Raw genomic sequence first — 22,924 nt, forward strand, 5'->3', positions numbered from 1 at the left:
CCAACTCCATACGCAACGGTGGGCGGATCGAGATCTGGGACCGCCGGTACGTTCGGCGGCATGACGCTCCCGAAGACCAAGCCTCCACTGCGCAAATACCGCGACGTGGCCCCCGAGGGTGATGTCCCCACCACCCGCACCACCGGACTCGACCCCGACTTCTGGTACCCCTTCGCCCGGTCCCGCGACCTGAAGCCGGGCAAGACCCTGGCCGTCAGGTTCGCCGGCACGGAGATCGCCCTGGTGCGGCCGGAGCAGGGCGAGCCGTACGCCCTGGAGGACCGGTGCGCCCACCGCCAGGTCCCGCTCAGCATGGGGGTGGTGAAGGGCGAGCAACTGCAGTGCGGCTACCACTGCTGGGCGTACGACCGGACCGGGGCGTGCGTGAGCATCCCCTACCTCGACCGCGGACGGACGCTGCCCAACGGCGTCCGCGGCTACGCGTGCCGTGAGGCGTACGGCTTCGTGTTCGTCTTCCCGGGCAACCAGGAACTGGCGCAGGCCACCCCCGTACCGGAGTTGCCGTACCACGGCGACCGCCGGTACAAGACGCGCGTGCTCGACCGGGACATCGCGTGCCACTACTCGTTCATGCACGAGAACCTGATGGACATGAACCACCAGTTCCTGCACCGCAGTCTGATGGGCCGGATACGCGCCAAGCTGCTGGACGTCCGCGAGGGCGAGGACTGGCTGGAGGCGGACTACTCCTTCTCCCGCACCGAGGGGAAGCAGTCCCTGGGCGAGCGGCTGATCATCGGCAGTTCCAGCACCGACAAGTACGCGGACCTGATGACGATCCGCACCGGCTACCCGTACCAGACGCTGCGCTACTGGACCGACGGCAAGCGCGAGGAACCGCCGGCCCTGGACCTGTGGAACGCCTACGTCCCCACCGACCGGGCGCAGAACCACAACCACACCTACGGCCTGATCATGGTGCAGAAGCCCCCGATCCCCGGGGTGATCCACCTGCTGTGGCCGGTCATCACCCTGTTCACCGAGGGGATATTCGGCCAGGACCGCGCGATCGTCGAGGCCGAGCAGCGCGCCTACGAGGCCCAGGGCGCCGACCTCAACAACGAGGTCTTCCCGATCATCCAGTCCCTCAAGGCGCTTCTCGCCCGCCGCGGGGTGCCGTTGCCGCCGACGGAGCACTGACCGGCCGTGCCGAACTCGGCGGCCGGGAGCGGCCGATGGGGTCGCTCCCGGCCGCCGGGCGCTCCGGCCGCCCCGCGGGATGAATGGTGGAATCCACGCGGACCGCGGGGTTTGAATGACGCAATCGCGTGACATCATGGACCTCCGAACGGCCGTGCCGTCAGGCGTGAGTGATCAGGGAGCCGCATGGATGCCAAGGGCTTCGGCCACCCCGGCGCACGCGCGGACGTCACGGCACTGATCCGGGCCGAGTTGCCGCATCTGACGGGCTCGCTGCGGAAGGTCGCCGACCTCGTCCTCGCCGACCCCGGCTCCGTCATCGGCTGCTCCGCCGCCGAGTTGGGGCGGCGCACCGGCACCTCGCAGCCGACGGTGACCCGTTTCTGCCGGGCGGTGGGGCTCGACTCCTACCAGCACCTGCTGATCGAGCTGGCCCGCGAGGGCGCGCGGGGCGACGACGCCAGCTGGGGCTCCTCCGAGATCGGCCCGGACATCTCGCCGGACGACGACCTCGGCCGGGTCGTCACCGTCGTGGGCCAGGCGGACCTCGGCGCGGTCCAGCGGACCCTGGACACCATCGACCTCGCCGCGCTGGAACGCGCGGCCCAGGCCATCGCCCGGGCGCGCAGGATCGACGTGTACGGCGTCGGCGGCAGCGGCGCCGTGGCTGTGGAGACCGAACTGCGGCTGTTCGGCATCGGATGCGCGGTGCGCGGGTGGAACGAGGTGCACGCCGCCAAGACGTCCGCCGCCCTCCTCACGCCCGCAGACGCCGCCATCGGCATCTCCCACTCCGGGTCGACCAGGGAGACGATCGAGCCCTTCGAGCTGGCCCGGGAGCGGGGCGCGACCACCGTGGCGATCACCGCCGACCCGAAGTCGCCGCTGGCGCGTGCCGCGGAGGTCCGGCTGATCTCCACGACCGCGGAGACGTCCTTCCGCGCCGGCAGCATCGGCGCCCGCCACTCGGTGCTGGTGCTCATCGACTGCCTCTACGTGCGCGTGGCGCAGTTGTCCTACGGCCGAGCGAGCGCGTCCATGGCGCTCACCGGGCACATCGCCGGCCAGCACGTGGTCAAGGGCCGCCGTCCGCGCTGAGTCCCGCCCTGCCTTCTGCATGATTCATTCACCGATTGCGCGCACGGTGGTTGTTTGAACCATCACCTGTCTGCCAGCCTGGAGCCACCCTCCTCGTTACCGCGTTCCAACGATCGGAGTTGGCCATGTCAGAGCAGAACCCCCCTGCCTCCTCGGGCACTTCGCACGCGATGCACCGCCGAACGCTGCTCCAGGCCGCGGGCCTGGGGGCGGGGGTGATCGCCGCGGGCGGGATGGCCGCGGGCCGGGCGTCGGCCGAGCCGGCGAGTGCCGAGTCCCGTGCGACGGAGGCGAGTTCGGCCGGTACGGCATCCACTGTGTCGGCCGCCGCGAGCAGCGCGGACCTTCCGCTGACCGGCGGACCGGACTTCCCGATCGGGCTGTTCTGGCCCCCGCACCCGTACGAGACGACGCTCGACCGCTACCAGGAGATCGCCGACGCCGGCTTCACCTTCCTGATCACCGGCAACTACCAGTTCGACACCCAAAGCGGCGGCTACGCGCTCCAGATGGCCGACCAGACCGGTCTGAAGGTGCTGATCGCCGGCGATCCGCGGATGGAGGCGATCGCGCAGTACATGGCGGTCACCGACGACCGCACCGTGCCCTCCTCCCTCACCACCGCCGACGCCACCTCGTGGGTGAACTCCGCGCTGGCCGGTTACTCCGGCCACGCGTCGTTCGCGGGATTCAACGTCTTCGACGAGCCGGCCCAGTCCAGATTCCCCACGGTGGCGGCACTGACCGGCATCCTGCGCCAGGTCGCGCCGGGCCTGCTGCCGTACTCCAACCTCGTGCCGGGCAACGGTGCCGGGTACGCGGCGCTGCTCCAGGACTACATCGAGACCGTGCAGCCGCCGCTGATCTCCTTCGACCGCTACCCGATCCTCACCGACGGGATCGACCTCAACTACTTCGACAACTGGGCGATCTACCGCGACGCCTCCCTCGCGTCCGGCCTGCCCGCCTGGACCTACATCCAGTCCGTCGGCTACAACAACCACCGGGTACCGACCGCCGCGGAACTCGCGTGGCAGGTCAACATCAGCCTGGCGTACGGCTGCAAGGGCATCCAGTACTTCACCTACTGGACGCCCGACCCGGCCCGCGGCGAGGGCTTCACCAAGGCGCTGATCACCGTCGACGGCAAGCAGACCCCGCTGTACGGCGCGGCCCGGAAGCTGAACCGCGGCTGGCTCCAGCCCGTCGGCGCCCAACTCAAGCCGCTGGTCTCGGAGTCCGTCCAGCACGCCAACGACGACCCGCTGCCGCCCAGCACCGTCGCCTTCACGCCCGGCGACCAGCTGACGGCGGCCACCGGCGACGCGAGCGTCCTCGGGCTCTTCAGGAACCCGCAGGACGACGGCACCCGCTTCCTGCTCGTCGCCAACCGGAACCCGGACGCCGCCGCCTCGGTGCAACTCGGCGTCAACCAGGCGAACATCGGCACCGTCGCGCAGTTCGCGCCCGCCACCGGCACCTACCGCAGCCTCGGCCGCCCGGCCACCCTGCGCGTGGAGCTCGCGGCCGGCGGGGGAGCGCTCTACCGGCTGTCGCCGCGCTGACCTGCGTCCGACGCCGCACCGGCCCGCCCGCGCGGATCTGGGCGGGCGGGCCGGCGTGCGCCCGGTGGCGGGCGCGGCGGGTCGTGCGGGCCGGTCAGCGGCAGCCGGCGCGGAAGGAGTGGTCGCCGAACTTCGCGGCCGGGTCGGTGGAGACGCTGAGGCCGATGTAGGGGTGGGCCGGGTCGGGGGTGAAGGACAGCTTGTCGGTGAAGGTGAAGCTGGTCGAGCCCTTGGGGAAGTGGCCGGCCTGCGGCGAGGTCATGGTGATCGCGCCCTGCGGGGTGCCGTTGGCGCTGCGCCACCAGGTGGCGTGCAGCGTGCCGCCGGTGGTGCCGTCGTAGCGGACGCTGACCGTGGCGCTCGCCGTGCGGCCGTCCGGGGAGCACTCGAAGCCGGTGACGGCGACCGAGGTGACGTGCGACCCGGCGGGCGGCTTCGGGAGCTTCGGCGGAGCGGCCTTGTGCGTCGCAGCGGCCGTGGTGGGGGCCGTGGACGGGGTCGAGGCGGGCGTGGTGGACGGGGCCGCCGAAGTGGCGGTCGGGGACGGGGTGGTGGCCGTCGGGGAGGCGGTCGGCGCGGCCGAGGGGGACGCCGAGGTGGCGGCCGGGGAAGCGGTGGGCGAGACCGTCGCGGTCGGCGTCGGATCCGCGGCGGCGGCGTCGTGCTTGCCGCCGGTGGCCACGGCCGTGACCGTGAGGGCGCCGGCGACGAGGACCGCCGCGACCGCGAGCGCGAGAATCTTGCCGCGCCGGCCGAACCGGGGCTCGCGCTCGGCTCCGTCCACGCCTTCGCCGATGCCTGCGCCCGCACCCGTTCCGGAGTACGCCGGTGCCGCCTGCGGGGCCGGCGGAGGAAGGGGCGCGGCGACGGTCGCGGCCGGGGCGGTCGCGGGGTCGGCCTCCTCCGCTGCCGCTGCTGCCAGCAACGGCGCCGCCAGCGCGCCGAGTTCGGCCCGCCCGCGCTCCTCCCAGTCCTCGCCGTAGGCCGCGACGGCCACCGCCTCCAGCTCGACCGCGAAGTCCGCTGCGCTCTGGTGGCGTTCGGCCGGGACCTTCGCCAACCCCCGGACGACCAGGGACCGTACCGGTTCGGGGACCCGGTCGGCCGGGACCGGCGCCTCGGCGTGCAGGGAGGCGAGTTCGTCCGCGGTGCCGCCCTGGTACGGAGGCGCGCCGGTGAGGTGCGCGTGGAAGACGGCCGTCGCCGCGTAGAGGTCGGACGCCGGGGCGGCCGGGGCGCCGGCCCAGCGCTCGGGTGCGGTGTACGGGGCGGCGCCCTCGGGCACGCCGCTGTCCGCGCCGCGCGCCGCCACACCGACCTCGACGAGGTGGACGCCGCCGTCGGCGCCGACCACCACGTTCGCGGGCTCGTGGGCGGCGCCGTGGACGACACCGGCCTCGTGCACCGCGGCGAGCCCCCGCAGCGACCCCTTGAGGACGGCCAGGGCCGCCTCGGGGGAGGCCGGGCCCGACTCCCGGAGCAGGGCGTCCAGCCCGGCGCCCTCCACCGGCTCCCGCACGACCGCCGCGTGCGGGCCGTCCGCGACGAACGCGTACAGCCGTGCGACGTACGGCGATTCGAGCGCGGCGAGCCGTTCGGCCTCGGCCGGGAACGCCTCGCGGAAGGCGGGGTCCTCGGCGAGCTCCGGGGACAGGTACGTGATCGCGACGGCGGTGCCGTCCGCCTCGGACCGTGCCCGCACCGTCCGGCCGCAGGGTCCGGCGCCGAGGTCCGACTCGTGCAGGTAGCCGGGCACCTGCCAGGTGCCGTCCCCGGGGGCGGGCTGCGGTGCGGTGGGTTCGCCGCTGGCGCCTTGCGCGGGCGACTCGACGGTCACCGGCGGCTTCGCGGTCGGTCCGTCCGGGGACGTGCCGTCGGCGGCGGGGGATTGCGGGGCCGCCTCGGGGGAGGGCTGCTGCTTGGTCGTCTTCACGGCCGGCTTCCCGGCCGCGGTGGGCGGTGCGGTCGTGGGCTGCGCTGCCTTGCGCTGTGCCGTTTTGGGCTGCGCTGCTTCGGACTGCGCCGGCTTGGGCGGCTCGGCAGGCGCCGCTCCCTTGGGGCCGGCTGCCTTCCCGGTCCCTTCCGTGGCGCCGGCGGTCCGTTGCCGCGGGACCGATCGGTTCGGCGTTGCCTTGGGTCCGCGTGTGGCGGGCCCGGCCGCTGCCGTCTTGCGCTTCCCCTGGGCGGGCAGCCGGGTCCCCGCCGTCTTGGGTTCCTGCGGCCCGGGCGTGGACCGGGGTGCCGCGGCGGGCTCACCGGCCTCGGCGTTCTCGGCGGGCTCCGTGGGCGCTGCGGGCTCCTCGGGCTCCGTGGGCTGCGGGGACTCGGCCTGAACGACCCGCAGTTCGACCGTGGCGTCGTTCGCCTCCGGCTCGGGCTTCCTGTCCGGAGCCGCCTCCGAGGCGGCCGTGCCAGCCTTCGCGTTGCGCGGCGCCGACTTCCTTGCCGCGGGCCGGGCCGGGGGCCTCACCGCGGGTTTCGCGAGGGGGCGGCCCGGCGCGGCCGCTTTCGGTGCCGCGGCCGCCTTGCCGTCCCCGCCGGGTATGCCCGCGTCCGCGCCCTTGCCGTCGTGGTCGTCCACCTGAATCCGTCCCTCGCGCTGCCCCTTGAGGAGGGGTGCCGTTCGCGACCCCTCGACGCCCTGTTCCGTCACCGGACCCCGCCGGCAGCCGGGCCGGTCTGCCGGGGCTCACGGCGTCCCTGTGGCCTCTCCCCCCGAGGAAGCGGGCCGGGCATCCGGGATCCGGGCAGGCCCGGGAACCCCCCGGGGGCCGCAGAGGCGGGGCCGTGAGGCTCAAGAGGGTACTGCCAAGGACGACTTGAGGGTGACCGGGGCAGCGGGGACGAGCGTCGTACCGCGGGTGCGGCGTACCGGTTCAGCGGGCTTTGCGGCCCACGCCCGCGTAGAAGCCGATCTCGGCGGAACCGCGCGGGGGCGTGGCATCCGGGCGCCAGAACGGGGCCTGGGCGACGCCGGGTTCGAGCAGCTCGAAGCCGTCGAAGAAGCGCTCGACCTCGGCGCGGTCGCGCAGGTTCATCGTTGCCGTCGCGTTCTTGTAGACCTCTTCGGTGTCGGTGCGGTCGGCGAAGTCGCCGGTGGCGTGGGACAGCACGAGGTAGCTGCCGGCCGGGAGCGCGTCGCGGAGGGTGGCGACGATCTGCCCTGGGTGGTCCGCCTCGGACAGGAAGTGCAGGATCGCGACGAGGAGCAGGGCGACCGGCTGGTCGAAGTCGATGACCCGGTGGACGTCGGGGTGGTCCAGGATCGCCCGCGGCTCGCGCAGGTCGGCGAGGACGACGCTGGTCGCGGCGGAACGCGTGAGGAGCGTGTTGGCGTGCGTGTTGACGATCGGGTCGTTGTCGACGTACGCGATCCGCACGTCGGGGGCCACCTCCTGGGCGACCTCATGGACGTTGGGCGAGGTGGGCAGGCCGGTGCCTATGTCGAGGATCTGCCGGACGCCCGCACCGACCACGTGCCGGACGGCCCGCTGCAGGAAGGCGCGGTTGGCCTGAACCCCGATCCGCGCCTCGGGGGCGACGTCGACCAGCCGGTCGCCGGCCTCGCGGTCGACCTCGTAGTTGTCCTTGCCCCCCAGCAGGTAGTCGTAGATCCGCGCGGGATGCGGCCTGCTGGTGTCGATCTCCTCGGCGCGGAAGCCGTTCCGGGTCACGATGCGCTCCTCTCAGCACATGACAGGACGTCTGCCTCCCCCGCGAACGTCCGGCTGACGACAGCGTCTCATGCGGATGACCGTGCATACGAATGGAGTTGTGCCTCGTCGCGGCTTCGCCGGTGCCCCGGACGGCGGGGGCACGGCGGTGCGCGGAACGGGCCGACGGCGGTGCGCCGCCGGCCCGTTCGGCAGGTGATCCGAGCCGGGTCCGGCCGGCTCAGTCGATCGTTCCGCCCCCGCCGTCCGAGCGCCAGGGCAGGCCGGGGACGGTCTCCTCGGGCACCTCGTACCAGCCCTTGGGGTCCGGCGGTCGCGGTATCTCGCCGCCTCGGCGCAGGGTGCGGCCGTCGCGGACGTGGCGGCCGACGAGCGCGCCGCCGAAGACCACGAAGCCGACGCCGACCAGCCAGGTGACCACGGTCAGGACGCTGCCGACCGGGCCGTAGGTGAGCGCGTTGGTGACGACGAGCGGCGCGAAGAACAGGTGGGAGAAGATGCGCAGTCCGGCCAGGCCCACCATGGTGAGCACCGCGCCGGGCAGGGCGGTGCGCACCCGGACGGAGCCGTAGAGCAGGAAGTTCTGGCCCCAGGCGAAGAACAGGACGCCCAGCACGAAGGTGAGCAGGATGCGCACCGCGCTCGGCAGCGGGCCGCTGCCCAGGACGGCGGCGCTCTGCGACTCGCAGAACAGATAGGCGGTGAGGACCGCCAGCCACACCGCGCGGCGCCAGTCGCGGTGCCACGGCCCGGACGGCAGGTCCCAGATCTTGCGGTAGCCGGTCTCGACGTTCGCCACGAACGACAGCCCGAAGTACGCCGCCGACGCGAGGCTCCACGCGCCGGTCGCGCTCAGCACGCGGTTGGGCGCCGCGAACAGGCTGCGCATGCTGCGCGCGCCGTGGGCGTCCAGGCCCATGCCGTCGATCACCCACTGGGCGAAGCCGGGGCGGTTCTCCCAGGGGGTCGCGGCGGCGACCACCACGAGCAGCGGCATCAGCGTGACGAAGCCGAGCGCGGCGAACCCCATCGCACGGGTCATCAGTTCGATGTGCGCGGCCTGCTTCCACAAGCGCCCGATCGCGGACCGCTTCCAGGCGTCCGTCAGTCCTGCCATGGCGTCACCTTCCCGCAGCGTTAGGGCTTGTGGATACCTGGCGGAGTGCCTCACGCGCAACTCGGCTCCCGCCAGCGGCGGGTGGGTGACGCGGCCGTCGGAGGTCCGGCCCGCGCGCGGCGCCGCTCCCGGGTGGCTTTCGGCGCGGGTTGCGGTGCGGCTCTCGGTGGGCCTTTCGGTGCGGGCGCCGCGCGACGGCGGTCAGCTCTTGCACACGGTCAGTTTCAGCGCCGCGTCGATCGCCGCGCCCTGCGCGTCGGTCAGCGGATGGCCCGGGCTGCCGAACCGCTCCGCGGCGAGGTGGTCGGCGGTCTGCGTGTCGGTGTTGATCTCGGTGCACTGGGTGCGGCCCTCGTCGACCACCTTGTCCGGGTCGGACGCGAGGGACGGGTCGATCGCCTTCAGCGCGGCCAGGTAGGTCTGCCGGGACGCGCCCTTCGGCGCCGGCGGTCGGGGCAGGGGTGAGCCGGTGGCAGGGGCGGCCGAGGTGGTCGGGGCGGCTGCCCCGGTCGTGGCGTGCGTCGGGGGCGCGTCCTTGTCGCCGCTGCCGGACGAGCACGCGGTCGCGCAGAACAGGGCGAGTGCGGCGGCGGCCACGGCCGCGGCGGCGATACGGGTACGCATCCCGACACCCTGCCCGACCCCGCGCCGCGTGCCGATGGCCGTGACCGTGCTGTAACCGCTTCACCGCCGGGGCACATTCCAAAGAAGGCGTTGACATCTCACGATGTCAAAGTATTCTTTGGAGTATGAGGATGAGCGATCCCCAGGCGATGCGGGCGCTGGCGCACCCGTTGCGGCTGGACCTGCTGGAAGTGCTCTCGACGGCGGGGCCGGCGACGGCCGCGTGGTGCGGGCGCGCGCTCGGCGTTCCCCAGGCGAACTGCTCGTTCCACCTGCGGCAGCTGGCCAAGTACGGATTCGTGGAGGAGGCGGATTCCGGGACGGACCGGCGGGAGCGCAAGTGGCGGCTCGTCGAGGGGGACCGGGAGTTCCGCTTCGACCTGTCCGGTGCGGAGGCGGCCGCGGGTGAGGGTGCGGGTGCGGGTGGGGTCGCCGCGCGTGAGGCGGTCGCCGCGGGTGCGGTCGCGCGGCAGGTGGAGCGCACCGTGGTGGAGCGGGAGATGGCGGCGATCCTCGAGTACGCGGGACGCCGCGCCGAGGAGGGCCCGGAGTGGCGGGGGAGGGCCGGCATGGTGAGCGCGCTCGCGGTCGTCTCCGCGGAGGACCTGTCCGAGATCGAGCGCAAGTGGACCGAGCTGCTGGCGCCCTACGTCGTGCGGGCGGACGCCCGGCGCGCGGGGGACGGCGAGGGCCGGTCCGCGTCCGGTGGTTCGCCCGAGGGGCCGGCGGAGGGCGCGAGGGAGCCCGAGCGGCGGCTCGTGCGGTACTTCATGGCGGCGACACCTCTTGCCGCACCGGATGCGATGACGGGGTACCCGGCCGCTGCCGGGCCCGATCCGGCGCCGGCCGGGCCCGATCCGGAGCCCGAGCCCGATTCGACGCACGAGTCCGCGGCCGAGTCCGCGGGGAAGGGGGACCGTGATGGCGGGAAGTGACACCGCGGTGGACTTCGTGACGGGGGCACCCGGGCCCGGCTCGCTCGACGTGGCCTGGAGGCACGGCGTCCGCACCAGATGGCAGCGGTCCGAGCCGCCCCTCCAGGTGCACCGGTACGACGAGCACACCCTGGTGCTGCGGCAGAGCAAGGCGGTGAACTACGAGGCGCCCTTCGTCTTCCTCCTCTTCGGCAACGACCGGGCGCTGCTGCTGGACACCGGCGCCACCGGGGACCCGCTGCTGTGCCCGTTGCGCGCGACCGTGGACGGGCTGATCGACGACTGGCTGGCCGCGCATCCGCGCGCGGACCACGCGGCGGACTACGCACTCGTGGTGGCGCACACCCACGCGCACGGCGACCACGTCGCCGGGGACGTCCAGTTCGCCGACCGCCCCGCGACCACCGTGGTGCCCAAGGAGGCAGCGGCGGTGCGGGACTTCTTCGGCTTCGGCGGGAGCTGGCCCACCGGCCGGGTCACCTTCGATCTCGGCGGCCGGGTGCTCGACGTGCTGGGCTCCCCCGGCCACCACGACTCCGCCGTCACGTTCCACGACCGCTGGTCCGGCATCCTGTTCACCGGTGACACCGTGCTCCCGGGCCGGCTCTATGCCGCCGACTTCCCGGCCTTCCTCGCCACGCTGGACCGCTTGGTGGAGTTCGCCGAGGCCCACCGGGTGACCCATGTGCTGGGCTGCCACGTCGAGATGCACCGCCGGCCGGGCCGTGACTTCCCGCTCGGCGCCACCTTCCAGCCCGGCGAGCGGGCCCCGGGGATGACGCCCGCCCAACTGGTCGCGGTGCGCGACGCCGCCCGGTCCGTCGCCGGCAAGCCCGGCGTGCACCGGTTCGACGACTTCGTCATCTACCACGAGCCCGGCAAGCGGGAGACGCGGCGGCTGCTCACCCGGGCGCGGGTGCGGAAGGCGATGGCCGCGCCGCTGCGGAGCTGAGCTGCCCCGCGCCGACCTGCCCCCCGCTGATACCCGCCGGCCTGCTGATCTTCCTGGTGACGGGACGGTCGCCGGCGTGCGGACCCCCTCGTCCGGGTGCCGCCCCGGAGTCGGTGGTCGACGCACCGTTATGAGGTCTTGACTGACCGGATGCCTTTCCGAGGCCCCCGGATACGGGACGGCGGCGTTACCGTGTGCCCCTCGCGTCCCGATCTGGGGGGAACATGCGCATCTGCACCACCTTTCGCACCATCCGTATCAGCGCTGCCGCGGCGGTGGTCGCCTCTTGCGTCCTGCTGGCGGGGTGTTCGTCGAGCGGGAGCGGAGGGAACGGGGGGAGCGCGTCGTCCTCGCAGCAACCGGTCGCGGTGGGGCTGACGTCGGCGGAGCAGGTGGCGTCGACGCTGGAGGAGAGCGTGTCCACCATGACGACGACGGTGGTCTACACGGCGGCGACCGACCCCGACCACCTGCTCGGCAAGGCCAAGGGCTACCTGTCCAAGGTCGCGTTCTCCGACTCCCGGGTGCAGCCGGCCGACGTGGAGGGCACCAAGTCCGACGCGATCGTGCGCGGCGGCAGCGTCGAGACGTTCGCCACCGTCGCGCAGGCCCACGCGCGCGCGAAGTCCATCGAGGCCGGCGCCCAGGGCTCGGCGAGCGCGGGCGAGTACCACTACTACCTGGGCAACTCGCTGATCCGGGTCTCCCAGGTGCTCACCACGGCCGAGGCGGAGGACTACGCGCTCGCGGTGCAGAGCCTCAGCTGACCGCCCCCCAACGGACCTTTCGCCGTGCGGCACGGGGCTGCGCCGTACGGGGATGCGTCGGGCCGGGCCGTACGCTCCGGGAGCCGGCCGGGGGCCGCTCAGTACACGTCCCGCACGTACCGCTTCTCGGCGGCCAGTTGCTTGACGTACACGGCCGCCGCCTCCGGGCTCAGCCCGCCGTGGGCGACCACGACGTCGCGCAGCGCCCGGTCGACGTCCTTGGCCATCCGCGACGCGTCACCGCACACGTACACGTGGGCGCCGTCCTGGAGCCAGCTCCACAACCGGGGGCCGTGCTCGCGCATCCGGTCCTGCACGTAGACCTTGGCGCGCTGGTCGCGGGAGAAGGCGGTGTCGAGGCGGGCGAGGGTGCCGCCGGCGAGATGGGCGGCCAACTCCTCCTCGTAGTAGAAGTCGGTGGCGCGGTGCTGCTCGCCGAAGAAGAGCCAGTTCGGGGCGCGGTCGCCGCGGGCGCGGCGCTCGTCGAGGAAGCCGACGAAGGGCGCGACGCCGGTGCCCGGGCCGATCATCACCATCGGGGTGGACGGGTCGGCCGGCGGCCGGAAGTGCGGGGCACGGCGCAGCGCGACGGGGACCGGCGTGCCGTGCGCCGCGTCGGCGAGGAAGGGCGAGCAGACGCCCTGCCGGCGCCCCCCGAGCGGCGTGTCGTAGCGGATCACCGCCACGGTCAGCGCGACTTCGTACGGGTCGGCGAGCGGGCTGGACGAGATGGAGTACTGGCGCGGCTGGAGCCGCTTGAGGACCCCCGCCCACTCCTCCGCGGAGGCGGACACGGGGTGTTCGGCGATGACGTCGACCGCCTGGCGTCCCCAGCACCACTGCGCGAGCCGGTCGTCGCCCTCGGCCCGCAGCAGGGTCTTGAGGTGGCGGTCGCGCGTACGGTCGGCGACGAAGTGCAGCAGGGCCGGGGTGATGCGGGTGATGTCGAAGTGGCGGTGCAGCGCGTCGCCGAGGGGGAGTTCGGCACTGCCGGCCCGTTCGCCGGGCGAGGCGACCGGCACGGGTGAGGCGGCGTCCAGCCCGGTCACGGCGAGCCATTCCGCGACCAGGCCGGGGGAGTTGACCGGGCTGACACTCAACGCGTCACCCGCCTCGTAGCGGAACGGCACCGCGCACCCAGTGGTGTCGAAGGCGAACCGGCGGACTTCCTTGGCGGCGCCCGGGCGGCTGAGCAGCCGGTTCCCGGTCAGCAGCGCGGTGACCGGGCCGGGTCGCGGGGAGCCGGCGTGCCGGGCGGGAGCGGGGAGCGGCGCACCGTTTGTCCTCGCGTGGGCGTCGAGAGGCGCGTCGTCGGGCCGCGCCGCGTCGTCGGGCCGCGGTGAGGCGGCGGGCAGTCCGGGGCCGGCGGGGCGCGCCGCTGCGTCCACCCCCACCTCCGTCACCTCCGCCACGAGGGACTCCAGCACGCCGTCCAGCCATCCCGCGGCGGTGTCCTCGCCGTCGGGCTCGCAGTCCGCGCGGGGGGCCAGCCGCACCGCGCCGAGCTCGCCCAGCCGCCGGTCGAGCCGGCGGCCGTGGCCGCAGAAGTCGTCGTACGACGAGTCGCCGAAGGCCAGCACCGAATAGCGGCGGCCCTCCAGCCGGGGCGCGTCGGGCCCGGCCAGGGCCTCCCAGAAGCCCGAGCCGTTGTCGGGGGCGTCGCCGTCGCCGAAGGTGCTGGTGATCAGGAGCAGGTCGGCGGCGTCGGGGAGCGCACGGGGATCGGCCCGGTCCATGCCGGTGAGCACCGGACGGTGGCCCTCGCCGGCCAGGCGATCGACCGCGGCGGCGGCGAACTCCTCGGCGGTGCCGGTCTGTGACGCCCACAGCACCACGATCTCCCGTGTGGAGGAGGGGGGTTGGTCGGGCGCCGCGACCCCGTTCTCCGTGCGGGCCGCCGGCACGGACTGCGGCACCCGCGAGTACATCCCCGCGAGCACGCCGTTGACCCACCGCGCGTGCGCCGGTGAGAAGGGCGCGTCCGGCGGCAGCACCGGAACCCCGGGGGCACCGGACTCCAGCCCGGCCAGGAAGCCGACGAGGTACTGCCGTTCGTCCGGCGCCAGCACCGGCGGCGGATCGGTGAGCCCGAACAGCCCGACGGCGCCCGCCATGTGGTCGCCGACCGCCGGAACGGGCCCGGTCCCGGGTCCCGTCGGGCTCCGCAAGGAGGCCGCCTCCTGGGAGAGCGGCGGCGTCCCCTGCTCCGGCGGCGAGGGGTCCGCCGCGGGGGCGGCCACCTTGGCCAGCGCCACCGCGCAGACCTTGAACTCCGGCTGGAAGGAGATCGGGTCGACCGCGTCGTTGGTGACCGCGTTGACGCACCGGTACTCCCCGAACAGGTCGTTCCAGTGGAAGGGGGCGAAGCAGCAGCCCGGCAGCACCCGGTCGGTGACCACCGCGGGCAGCACCGCCCGGCCGCGCCGCGAGGACACCTCGACGGTGTCGCCCGCGGCGATGCCGAGCCGCTCCGCGTCCGTGGGGTGCACCTCCACGAACGGCGCCGGGTCGAGCCGGTTCAGCTTCGCCACCTTCCCGGTCTTGGTGAGGGTGTGCCACTGGTGCGGCAGCCGCCCGGTGTTGAGCGCGAACGGATAGTCGTCGTCGGGGAGTTCGGCCGGCGGCAGGTGCGGGCGCGGGAAGAAGGCGGCACGCCCGCTCGCGGTCGGGAAGCGCGGTCCGTCCGGCCCGGCGTAGCGGATCGGGTTGCGGTCCGGCCCGTCCGGGTCGGCGGCCGGCCACTGCACGGGGGTGTCGCGCAGCCGGGCGTAGCTCACCCCGCGCAGGTCGTAGCCGGTCGTCGGGTTCCAGGCGCCCTTCAGCTCCTCGAAGACCTCCTCGGGGCCGGCGTAGGAGAAGGCGTCGGCCCAGCCCATCGCGCGGGCCACGTCGGCGATCAGCCGCCAGTCGGCGGTGGCCTCGCCGGGCGGGTCGAGCGCGGGCCGGGCCAGGGTGAGGTTGCGCTCGCTGTTGACCAGTACGCCCTCGGCCTCGGTCCACATCGCGCCGGGCAGCACCACGTCGGCGTACCCGGTGGTCTCGGTGTCGGCGAACACGTCCTGGACGACGACGAGTTCGGCCGCCTCCAGGCCCTCGATGACCGTCCGGCGGTTGGCGACGGACGCGACCGGGTTGGTGCAGATGATCCAGCACGCCTTGATGTCCCCGGCCGCCATCCGCCGGAACATCTCCACGGTGCCGGTCCCGGAGCCGTCGCCGCGGATGGTGCCGGGCGGCAGCCCCCACAACTCCTCGGTGGCCGCGCGGTCCCCGGCGACCAGCACCGACCGCTGCCCGGGCAGCCCCGGGCCCATGTAGCCCATCTCGCGGCCGCCCATCGCGTTGGGCTGCCCGGTCAGCGAGAAGGGGCCGCTGCCGGGGCGGCAGATGGCGCCGGTGGCCAGGTGCAGGTTGATCAGGGCGTTGGTGTTCCAGGTGCCGTGCGTGGACTGGTTCAGGCCCATCGTCCAGCAGCTCATCCACTCCCGCGCGTCGCCGATCAACCGGGCCGCGGCCCGCAGGTCGTCCTCGGCGATCCCGGTCAACCCGGCCACGGCGGCGGGCGGGTAGTCGGCGAGCAGGTCCGGCATTGCCTCCCAGCCCTCGGTGTGCGCGGCGATGAACTCCGGGTCGGTGCGGCCGTCGGCCACCAGCAGGTGCAGCAGCCCGTTGAGGAGCGCCAGGTCGGTGCCGGGCCTGAGTTGGAGGAACACGTCCGCCTTGGCGGCGGTCGCGGTGCGCCGCGGATCGACCACGATCAGCTTGGCGCCCGCCTTGACCCGGTCCATCATCCGCAGGAACAGGATCGGGTGGCAGTCGGCCATGTTGGAGCCGATCACCAGGAAGACGTCGGCCCGCTCGAAGTCGCGGTACGAGCCGGGCGGCCCGTCCGCGCCGAGCGAGAGCTTGTAGCCGCTGCCCGCACTGGCCATGCACAGACGGGAGTTGGACTCGATCTGGTTGGTGCGCACGAAGCCCTTGGCGAGCTTGTTCGCCAGGTACTGCGCCTCCAGGCTCATCTGTCCCGAGACGTAGAAGGCGACCGCGTCCGGGCCGTGCTCGTCGACGATCGCCCGCAGCCGCTCGGCGGTGCGGGCCACCGCGTCGGCGACCGGTACCGGGGTCGCCGCGCCGCCGCGCTCGTCGCGTACGAGTGCGGTGGTCAGCCGGCCCGGCGCGGCGAGCATGTCCGCGGTGGTGGCGCCCTTGGTGCACAGCCGCCCGAAGTTCGCCGGGTGCTCCTTGTCGCCGGACGCCTTGAGCACCTTGCGCCGCCCGTCGGGCCCGGCCGCCACGTCCAGCACGATCCCGCAGCCCACCCCGCAGTACGAGCAGACCGTCCGCACCTTGGACACGCGTCTCCCCTCTCGCGAACGACTGACCGTCGCACCGTACGAACGGCCCGTTTCGCCGCCGTCACGCGCGCGAAGCGGGCCCGGTTACACCCGCTGCACAGGCAGCGCGGGGCGGGTGTGAGGTGCCGGGCCGCTCCGCGCGGGCCGGGCGGGCTCGGCGGCGGCTCGGCGGCGCGGGCCGGGCGGGCAGCGGCGACGGCGCGGCGGCGATCGGACGGGAACCCGGGGGGATCGGAGGGAACGGGGAAATCGGGAGATCGGCAGAAGATCGGCGGAGATCAGGTACGAGTTATTGACATGCTCGCGAGGACGCGCGCATCGTTCCACCATTCGATAGGAACCTACCGACAGGTGGAATCCGTGTCGTCAACTCGTCAGGATCGTCCAGGCCGCCGCCCCCTACGAGAAGACGCCAACGACGGCGCGCGGGCCGGCGCGCTGGCCGACCGGCTCCGTGCCGCCGTCGGCGCCGCCAAGGTGCTGACCGACCCCGCCCAGTTGCGCACCTACGCGTGCGACGGGCTGGCCACGGTGCGGGTGACGCCCTCGGTCGTGGTGCTGGCCGAGCGGCGCGAGGACGTCGTCGCGGCGGTACGGCTGTGCGCCGGGGCGGGCGTGCCGTTCGTGGCGCGCGGCTCCGGCACCGGGCTGTCCGGCGGCGCGGTGCCGGTGGCCGACGGCGTACTCATCGTGCTCTCCCGCCTGCGCGCGGTCCGCTCGGTCGACCCCGGCAACGCCCGGGTGGTGGTCGAACCCGGCGTGATCAACCTGTGGGTGACCCGCGAGGCCGCGCCCTACGGCCAGGCGTACGCGCCCGACCCGTCGTCCCAGCAGGTCTGCTCGATCGGCGGCAACGTCGCCGAGAACGCGGGCGGCGCGCACTGCCTGAAGTACGGCTTCACCGTCAACCACGTCATGGGCGCCGAAGTGGTGCTGCCCGACGGGGAGGTGGTGCACCTCGGCGGGATCGCGCCCGAGCACCCCGGCTTCGACCTGCTGGGCGCGTTCGTCGGCAGCGAGGGCACCCTCGGCATCGCCACCGAGGTCACCGTCCGGACCGTCCAGGCACCGGAGTCGGTGCGGACCATGCTGGTCGGCTTCCACAGCGTCGCCGACGCGGCCGGCACCGTGAGCGACATCATCGCCGGCGGCATCCTGCCCGCGGCGGTCGAGATGATGGACGCCCTGGCGATCGAGGCGGCCGAGGCGGCGGTGCGCTGCGGCTACCCGCAGGGCGCGGTGGCCGTCCTGGTGATCGAACTCGACGGCCCGCGCGTGGAGGTGGACGAGCAGTTCCTGCAGGTCGAGCGGATCGCGGCGGCCCGGCACGCCTTCGAGACCCGGATCGCCCGCGACGAGGACGAGCGGGCGCTGATGTGGAAGGGCCGCAAGTCCGCGTTCGCCGCCGTCGGCCGGATCAGCCCCGCCTACTACGTGCAGGACGGGGTGATCCCGCGCACCAAGCTGCCCGAAGTCCTCGACGAGGTGGGCAGGTTGGCGGACGCCGCCGGCATCCGGGTGGCGAACGTCTTCCACGCCGGCGACGGGAACCTGCACCCGCTGATCCTCTTCGACGACAAGGTCGAGGGCGCCGCGCACGCCGCCGAGCAGCTCGGCTTCGCCATCCTCGACCTGTGCGTGGCCTCGGGCGGCTCGATCACCGGCGAGCACGGCGTCGGGGTGGAGAAGAAGTCCAGGATGGCCGTGCAGTTCAGCGCCGACGACCTGGACACCATGCACCGGCTTCGGTGCGCCTTCGACCCGGCCGGACTGGCCAACCCCGGCAAGCAGTTCCCCACCCCGCGGCTGTGCGGGGAGCGTCCGGGGGTGCGTACGGCCGCGAGCGAGGACCACGACCCCGCGCTGGGCGAGGTGTTCTGAGATGCCGGACCCCGACTCCCCGGCCGGCGTGCGCGGTTCGGCCGACCCGACGCCGGTCGTGCCCGGTTCGGCGGGCGAGGTCGCCGCGCCCGGTTCGGCGGGCGAGGTCGCCGAACTGCTCCGGTCCACCACCGGCACCGTCGTACCGGTGGGCGCCGGCACCAAGACCGGCTGGGCCGCTCCCGCCACCTCCTGCGACCTGCTGCTGCGCACCACCGGACTGGACCGCGTCACCGAGTACGCCCCGGGGGACCTCGTGGTCGTGGCGGAGGCGGGCGTGCCGCTGGCCGCGCTGCAGGAGCAACTCGCCACGCACGGGCAGATGCTGGCCCTCGACCCGCCCGAGCAGGGCGCCACGCTGGGCGGGATCCTGGCCGCCAACGCCTCCGGGCCGCGGCGGCTGCGCTACGGCACCGTGCGCGACCTGCTGATCGGCGTCACCGTGGTGCTCGCCGACGGGACCGTCGCCCGCTCCGGCGGGAAGGTGGTCAAGAACGTCGCCGGCTACGACCTCGGCAAGCTCCACACCGGTGCGCACGGCGGCCTCGGCATCGTCGTCTCCACCACCTGGCGGCTGCACCCGCGGCCCCCGGCCGCCGCCACCGTCACCGCCCCGGTGCGCGGCAGCGCGGCGGCCGGACGGCTCACCGCCCGCGTCGCCCGCTCCACCCTGACCCCGACCGCCCTCGAACTGCGCTGGCAGCGCGGGGAGTCGGGCACCACGGGAGAGCTGGTGGCCCTCTTCGAGAGCATCCCGGCGTCGGTCCGCGACCAGGCGCCGCGCTGCGCCGCGCTGCTGGCCGAGGAGGATGCGGGCCGTGGCAGCGAGGCGGCGGACCCCGAGGCGCGGACCACCCGGGGAGACGAGGCCGTGCGCATCGGTGCCGCGCCCCCCGCGTGGTTCGGTGAACGTCCCGTCGGACAGCTGGTGTTGCGGTTGGCCTTCGCGCCGTCCGCGCTGCCGTACGTCCTCGACGCGCTGCCGCCGGGCTCCCGCGGCACCGCCTCCGCCGCGGTGGGCGTGGCGTACGCGGCGGTGCCGCCCGCCATCGACCTCGCCGCCCTGCGCGCGGCCCTGGCCCGCTGGGACGGATCGGCCGTCGTGCTCGCCGCGGACCCGGAGCTGCGCCCGGGGCTGGACCACTGGGGGCCGACCGGCGACGCGTTCGGCCTGATGACCCGGGTCAAGGACCGGTTCGACCCGGAGCGGCGCCTCTCCCCCGGACGACTGCTGGGAGGACTGTGATGACGGCAGCGACGGCACCGGACGACCCGGGTGGGCAGAAGGCCAGGCCGGATGGCCCGCCCGGGTCGGGCGAGGGCGCGCGCCCGCCCGCGCCGCCGCTCGGTGCCACGGTCGCGGCCAGCGCGGACGCGGCGACGGCCGGCGGGGCCCGGCCCACGATCGGCCTCGGCATGCCCGGGTTCGGCGCGCCCGGCGGCGCGTTCGACGCCCACCAGCCGCCGGACGCCGCACTGGTCGGCGACTGCGTGCACTGCGGGTTCTGCCTGCCGAGCTGCCCCACCTACGTGCTGTGGGGCGAGGAGATGGACAGCCCGCGCGGCCGGATCGACCTCATCAAGGGCGGCCTGGAGGGCGAGGCGTTCGACGCCGCCGCGGTCCGCCACCTCGACCAGTGCCTGGGCTGCATGGCCTGCGTGACCGCCTGCCCCTCGGGCGTGCAGTACGACCGGCTGATCGAGGCCACCCGCGCCCAGCTGGAACGCCGCACCACCCGCCCGCGCCGCGAACGGCTGCTCCGGGCCCTGGTCTACGGCCTGTTCCCGCACCCCCGCCGGCTGCGCGTGCTGCGCGGCCCGCTGCGCGCCTACCAGTCCTCGGGCCTGCGGACCCTGCTCGCCCGCACCGGGCTGCTGCGCCGGCTGCCGGCCGCGCTCCGGGCGATGGAGGCGCTGGCCCCCAGGCTGGGACCGGCTCCCGCGCTGCCCGCCCGCATCCCGGCGAGCGGCACCCGGCGCCGGACGGTCGGGCTGCTCACCGGCTGCGTCCAGGGCACCTTCTTCCCCGACGTCAACGCCGCCACCGTACGGGTGCTGACCGCCGAGGGCTGCGACGTCGTCGTCCCGCGCCGGCAGGGCTGCTGCGGTGCGCTGTCCGCGCACGCCGGGCGCGCCCCGGAGGCGGTGCGGTTCGCCCGGCACGCCATCGAGACCTTCGAGGCGTCCGGCGTCGACACCGTCGTGGTCAACGCGGCCGGCTGCGGCTCCCATCTCAAGGAGTACGCCCACCTGTTGCGTGACGAGGGCGGTGACTGGCCAGCTCGGGCGGGGGCGTTGGCGGCCAAGGTCCGCGACATCACCGAACTCCTCGACGAACTCGGCCCGGTCGCCCCCCGCCATCCGCTGCCGGTCACCGTCGCCTACCAGGACGCCTGCCATCTCGCGCACGCCCAGGCCGTACGCGACCAGCCCCGCAGGCTGCTGCGCGGCGTACCCGGGGTGGAACTGCGCGAGCTGCCCGAGGCGGAGATCTGCTGCGGCAGCGCGGGGACGTACAACCTGCTGCACCCGGAGCCGGCAAGGGAGTTGGGTGAGCGGAAGGCCCGCGCGGTGCTGTCCACCGGCGCCCGGCTGATGGTCACCGCCAACCCGGGCTGCTGGATGCAGGTCGCCACCACGCTCGCCGGCATGGGGGAGCGGATGCCCGTCGCCCACACCGTGCAGGTGCTCGACGCCGCGATCCGCGGCGTGCCCGTCGAACGGCTCCTCGCGCAGGCCCTCGACGGTCCCGGAACACCGCTCGCGCCCCCGTCGTCCGGCCCGCCCCGTACGTCCCCTCCGGCCGCCACCGGGCCGCTCCCCGGCACCGGCGGCGCCGATCCGTCCCCCCAGGCGTCGTCATAGAACGAAGGGGTTCTCATGTCCCTCGCCGCTCACCCCGCCCTCCTCCGACTCGCCGACTACCAACAGGACTACCGCCCGGTCGGGCACTCCCTCGGGCTCTCCTCGCTGATCGCGATCCTCCCGCTGCTGGTGCTGTTCGTGCTGCTGGGCGTGCTGCGCATGCGAGCGTGGCTCGCGTCCCTGATCGGGCTGGCGGTCGCCCTGGTGCTCGCCTGCGCGGTCTACTCGATGCCGGTCGGTGACGCCCTCAACAGCGGCCTGCTCGGCGCCGCGTTCGGCTTCTTCCCGATCATGTGGATCGTCATCAACGCGATCTGGGTCTACAACCTCACGGTGGGCACCGGCCACTTCGACGTGCTGCGGCGCTCGTTCGCGTCCGTGAGCGACGACCAGCGGGTGCAGGCGGTCATCATCGCGTTCTGCTTCGGCGCGCTGATGGAGGCGCTGGCCGGGTTCGGCACCCCGGTCGCGATGTGCTCCGTGATGCTGGTGACGCTGGGCTTCCGGCCGTTGAAGGCCGCCACCGTCGCGCTGGTGGCCAACACCGCGCCGGTCGCGTTCGGCGCGATCGCGGTGCCGATCACCACCCTGGCCGGGGTCACCGGCATGCCGGTGGACGACCTCGGCTCCATGGTCGGCCGGCAGACCCCGATCCTGGCGCTGTTCGTGCCGCTGGCCCTGGTGTTCATCGTGGACGGGCGGCGCGGGCTGCGCCAGACCTGGCAGCCGGCGGTCCTGTGCGGGGTCGTCTTCGCGGTCTTCCAGTACCTGTCGTCGAACTTCTGGTCCGTCCAACTGGCCGACATCATCGCCTCGCTGGCCTCCGCGCTCGCACTGCTGGCACTGACCCGGGTGTGGCACGCCAAGGAGCCCTACCAGGAGGAGGAGATCGCCGAGGGGGATGGCCTCGGCGGCACCGGCAGCGAGGGGCCCGAGGCCACCGACGGCACCGACGGGACCGGGATGGGCCCGGCCGGCGGCGGCGTCGACGGAGCCGGCGGGGCCGCGGGCGCCGGGCACACCGACTCCCTCGTACTGACCCGGGTCGCCTCCGGGCCGGAACCCCGACCCGCCGACTCGCGGCTGGACATCTTCCGGGCCTACGCGCCCTACCTGGCGATCATCGTGGTGTTCGTCCTGGCCACCAGGGTCCCCGCGATCACCGGCAAGCCGCCCGCCAAGGCCGGCGCCACCGGCTCCGGCATCGAGTCGATCACGCACATCGTCAACTGGCCCGGCCTGCACATCACCAACGCCAGCGGCGCCGCGGTCGCCACCACCTTCAAGCTGAACTACCTCTCGGCGGCCGGCAGCCTGCTGCTCATCTCGGGCCTGCTCAGCATGGCGCTGCTCGGCGTCGGGGCGCGCCGGGCGCTGGCCGCCTACGGCCGCACCCTGGACCAGCTGAAGTTCGCCATCCTGACGGTGATGCTCGTCCTGGCGCTCGGCTACATCATGAACGAGTCCGGCGAGACCACGACGCTGGGACTCTGGGCGGCCGGCGCGGGCGGTGCCTTCGCCCTCCTGTCGCCGCTGCTCGGCTGGCTCGGCACCGCGGTCACCGGCTCCGACACCTCCTCCAACTCCCTGTTCGGCACCCTCCAGGTCACCGCCGCCCACCAGGCCGGCCTCTCCCCGGTTCTCATGGCCGCGGCGAACTCCTCCGGCGGCGTGCTCGGCAAGATGATCTCCCCGCAGAACCTGGCGATCGCGGCCGCCGCGGTCGGCTACCAGGGCCGCGAAGGGATCATCTTCCGCCGGGTGTTCGTGTGGAGCATCGGCTTCGTGGCCTTCATGTGCCTGCTCGTGTACCTCCAGAGCACTCCGGTGCTGGACTGGATGGTGGTCTCCACTCCCAAGGTCGCCGCACCCTGACCGGATGAGGCGGGGGGAGGTGCGGGTCACCCCACTCCGGGAGCAGCGCCACCTC

15 protein-coding genes are annotated in these 22,924 nt (G+C 74.1%); 10 read left to right on the forward strand and 5 right to left on the reverse strand.

Annotation, left to right across the window (positions count from 1 at the left end):
- Window positions 1–60: 60 nt before the first annotated feature.
- The 3 genes from C4U44_RS10495 (at window position 61) to C4U44_RS10505 (ending at window position 3,824) form a co-directional block, all read left to right on the forward strand.
- Entirely contained in the window at window positions 61–1,161 is a 1,101-nt protein-coding gene (locus tag C4U44_RS10495) for an aromatic ring-hydroxylating oxygenase subunit alpha (protein WP_103885431.1), read from the forward strand.
- Window positions 1,162–1,347: 186 nt separating this feature from the next.
- A complete protein-coding gene (locus C4U44_RS10500; RefSeq protein WP_103885432.1) occupies window positions 1,348–2,259 on the forward strand; it encodes a MurR/RpiR family transcriptional regulator in 912 nt (303 codons plus the stop codon).
- A 125-nt stretch (window positions 2,260–2,384) separates the two neighbouring features.
- On the forward strand, window positions 2,385–3,824 hold the full coding sequence (locus C4U44_RS10505; protein WP_200823206.1) for a hypothetical protein: 1,440 nt from the start codon (window positions 2,385–2,387) through the stop codon (window positions 3,822–3,824).
- A gap of 94 nt (window positions 3,825–3,918) precedes the next feature.
- On the opposite strand, the gene C4U44_RS10510 is transcribed toward C4U44_RS10505, so the two are convergent.
- The 4 genes from C4U44_RS10510 to C4U44_RS10525 form a co-directional block, all read right to left on the reverse strand.
- A complete protein-coding gene (locus C4U44_RS10510) occupies window positions 3,919–6,405 on the reverse strand; it encodes a serine/threonine-protein kinase (protein ID WP_160145009.1) in 2,487 nt (828 codons plus the stop codon).
- Window positions 6,406–6,700: 295 nt separating this feature from the next.
- Complete coding sequence (locus tag C4U44_RS10515) at window positions 6,701–7,498, reverse strand: SAM-dependent methyltransferase (protein ID WP_103885434.1); 798 nt, start codon at window positions 7,496–7,498, stop codon at window positions 6,701–6,703.
- Window positions 7,499–7,718: 220 nt separating this feature from the next.
- Window positions 7,719–8,615 (reverse strand): YhjD/YihY/BrkB family envelope integrity protein, encoded by an 897-nt coding sequence (locus tag C4U44_RS10520; protein WP_103885435.1) that lies wholly within the window; start codon window positions 8,613–8,615, stop codon window positions 7,719–7,721.
- Between the two features lie 201 nt (window positions 8,616–8,816).
- Entirely contained in the window at window positions 8,817–9,239 is a 423-nt protein-coding gene (locus C4U44_RS10525) for a hypothetical protein (RefSeq protein ID WP_103885436.1), read from the reverse strand.
- Window positions 9,240–9,370: 131 nt separating this feature from the next.
- On the opposite strand from C4U44_RS10525, the gene C4U44_RS10530 reads away from it, so the two are divergent.
- The 3 genes from C4U44_RS10530 (at window position 9,371) to C4U44_RS10545 (ending at window position 11,893) form a co-directional block, all read left to right on the forward strand.
- A complete protein-coding gene (locus C4U44_RS10530; protein WP_160145010.1) occupies window positions 9,371–10,174 on the forward strand; it encodes an ArsR/SmtB family transcription factor in 804 nt (267 codons plus the stop codon).
- Window positions 10,161–11,126 carry an MBL fold metallo-hydrolase gene (locus C4U44_RS10535; RefSeq protein WP_103885438.1) on the forward strand — a complete coding sequence of 322 codons (966 nt, stop codon included), beginning with the start codon at window positions 10,161–10,163 and terminating at the stop codon, window positions 11,124–11,126. The genes C4U44_RS10530 and C4U44_RS10535 overlap by 14 nt, the downstream gene beginning before the upstream one ends.
- Window positions 11,127–11,494: 368 nt before the next feature.
- A complete protein-coding gene (locus C4U44_RS10545; RefSeq protein ID WP_146088234.1) occupies window positions 11,495–11,893 on the forward strand; it encodes a hypothetical protein in 399 nt (132 codons plus the stop codon).
- A 98-nt stretch (window positions 11,894–11,991) separates the two neighbouring features.
- On the opposite strand, the gene C4U44_RS10550 is transcribed toward C4U44_RS10545, so the two are convergent.
- Window positions 11,992–16,239 carry a molybdopterin-dependent oxidoreductase gene (locus C4U44_RS10550; RefSeq protein ID WP_200823221.1) on the reverse strand — a complete coding sequence of 1,416 codons (4,248 nt, stop codon included), beginning with the start codon at window positions 16,237–16,239 and terminating at the stop codon, window positions 11,992–11,994.
- Between the two features lie 369 nt (window positions 16,240–16,608).
- On the opposite strand from C4U44_RS10550, the gene C4U44_RS10555 reads away from it, so the two are divergent.
- From C4U44_RS10555 to C4U44_RS10570, 4 genes are read left to right on the forward strand one after another with little or no spacing between them, the layout of a single operon-like run.
- A complete protein-coding gene (locus C4U44_RS10555) occupies window positions 16,609–18,129 on the forward strand; it encodes an FAD-linked oxidase C-terminal domain-containing protein (protein ID WP_200823207.1) in 1,521 nt (506 codons plus the stop codon).
- A gap of 1 nt (window position 18,130) precedes the next feature.
- Entirely contained in the window at window positions 18,131–19,375 is a 1,245-nt protein-coding gene (locus C4U44_RS10560; RefSeq protein WP_103885443.1) for an FAD-binding oxidoreductase, read from the forward strand.
- Entirely contained in the window at window positions 19,375–20,994 is a 1,620-nt protein-coding gene (locus C4U44_RS10565) for a (Fe-S)-binding protein (RefSeq protein ID WP_200823208.1), read from the forward strand. The genes C4U44_RS10560 and C4U44_RS10565 overlap by 1 nt, the downstream gene beginning before the upstream one ends.
- 15 nt (window positions 20,995–21,009) lie before the next feature.
- Window positions 21,010–22,869: an L-lactate permease gene (locus tag C4U44_RS10570; RefSeq protein ID WP_103885444.1), complete on the forward strand. Its 1,860-nt coding sequence runs from the start codon at window positions 21,010–21,012 to the stop codon at window positions 22,867–22,869.
- Window positions 22,870–22,924: the final 55 nt, after the last annotated feature.

The organism is Actinacidiphila yanglinensis (assembly GCF_900107965.1).
GTDB lineage: Bacteria > Actinomycetota > Actinomycetes > Streptomycetales > Streptomycetaceae > Actinacidiphila > Actinacidiphila yanglinensis.

Coding starts and splice junctions, on each gene's coding strand:
- C4U44_RS10535 (WP_103885438.1), top strand. CDS start 10,161: ATGGCGGGAAGTGACACCGCGGTGGACTTCGTGACGGGGGCACCCGGG.
- C4U44_RS10565 (WP_200823208.1), top strand. CDS start 19,375: ATGACGGCAGCGACGGCACCGGACGACCCGGGTGGGCAGAAGGCCAGG.
- C4U44_RS10520 (WP_103885435.1), bottom strand. CDS start 8,615: ATGGCAGGACTGACGGACGCCTGGAAGCGGTCCGCGATCGGGCGCTTG.
- C4U44_RS10505 (WP_200823206.1), top strand. CDS start 2,385: ATGTCAGAGCAGAACCCCCCTGCCTCCTCGGGCACTTCGCACGCGATG.
- C4U44_RS10500 (WP_103885432.1), top strand. CDS start 1,348: ATGGATGCCAAGGGCTTCGGCCACCCCGGCGCACGCGCGGACGTCACG.
- C4U44_RS10570 (WP_103885444.1), top strand. CDS start 21,010: ATGTCCCTCGCCGCTCACCCCGCCCTCCTCCGACTCGCCGACTACCAA.
- C4U44_RS10560 (WP_103885443.1), top strand. CDS start 18,131: ATGCCGGACCCCGACTCCCCGGCCGGCGTGCGCGGTTCGGCCGACCCG.
- C4U44_RS10495 (WP_103885431.1), top strand. CDS start 61: ATGACGCTCCCGAAGACCAAGCCTCCACTGCGCAAATACCGCGACGTG.
- C4U44_RS10530 (WP_160145010.1), top strand. CDS start 9,371: ATGAGCGATCCCCAGGCGATGCGGGCGCTGGCGCACCCGTTGCGGCTG.
- C4U44_RS10525 (WP_103885436.1), bottom strand. CDS start 9,239: ATGCGTACCCGTATCGCCGCCGCGGCCGTGGCCGCCGCCGCACTCGCC.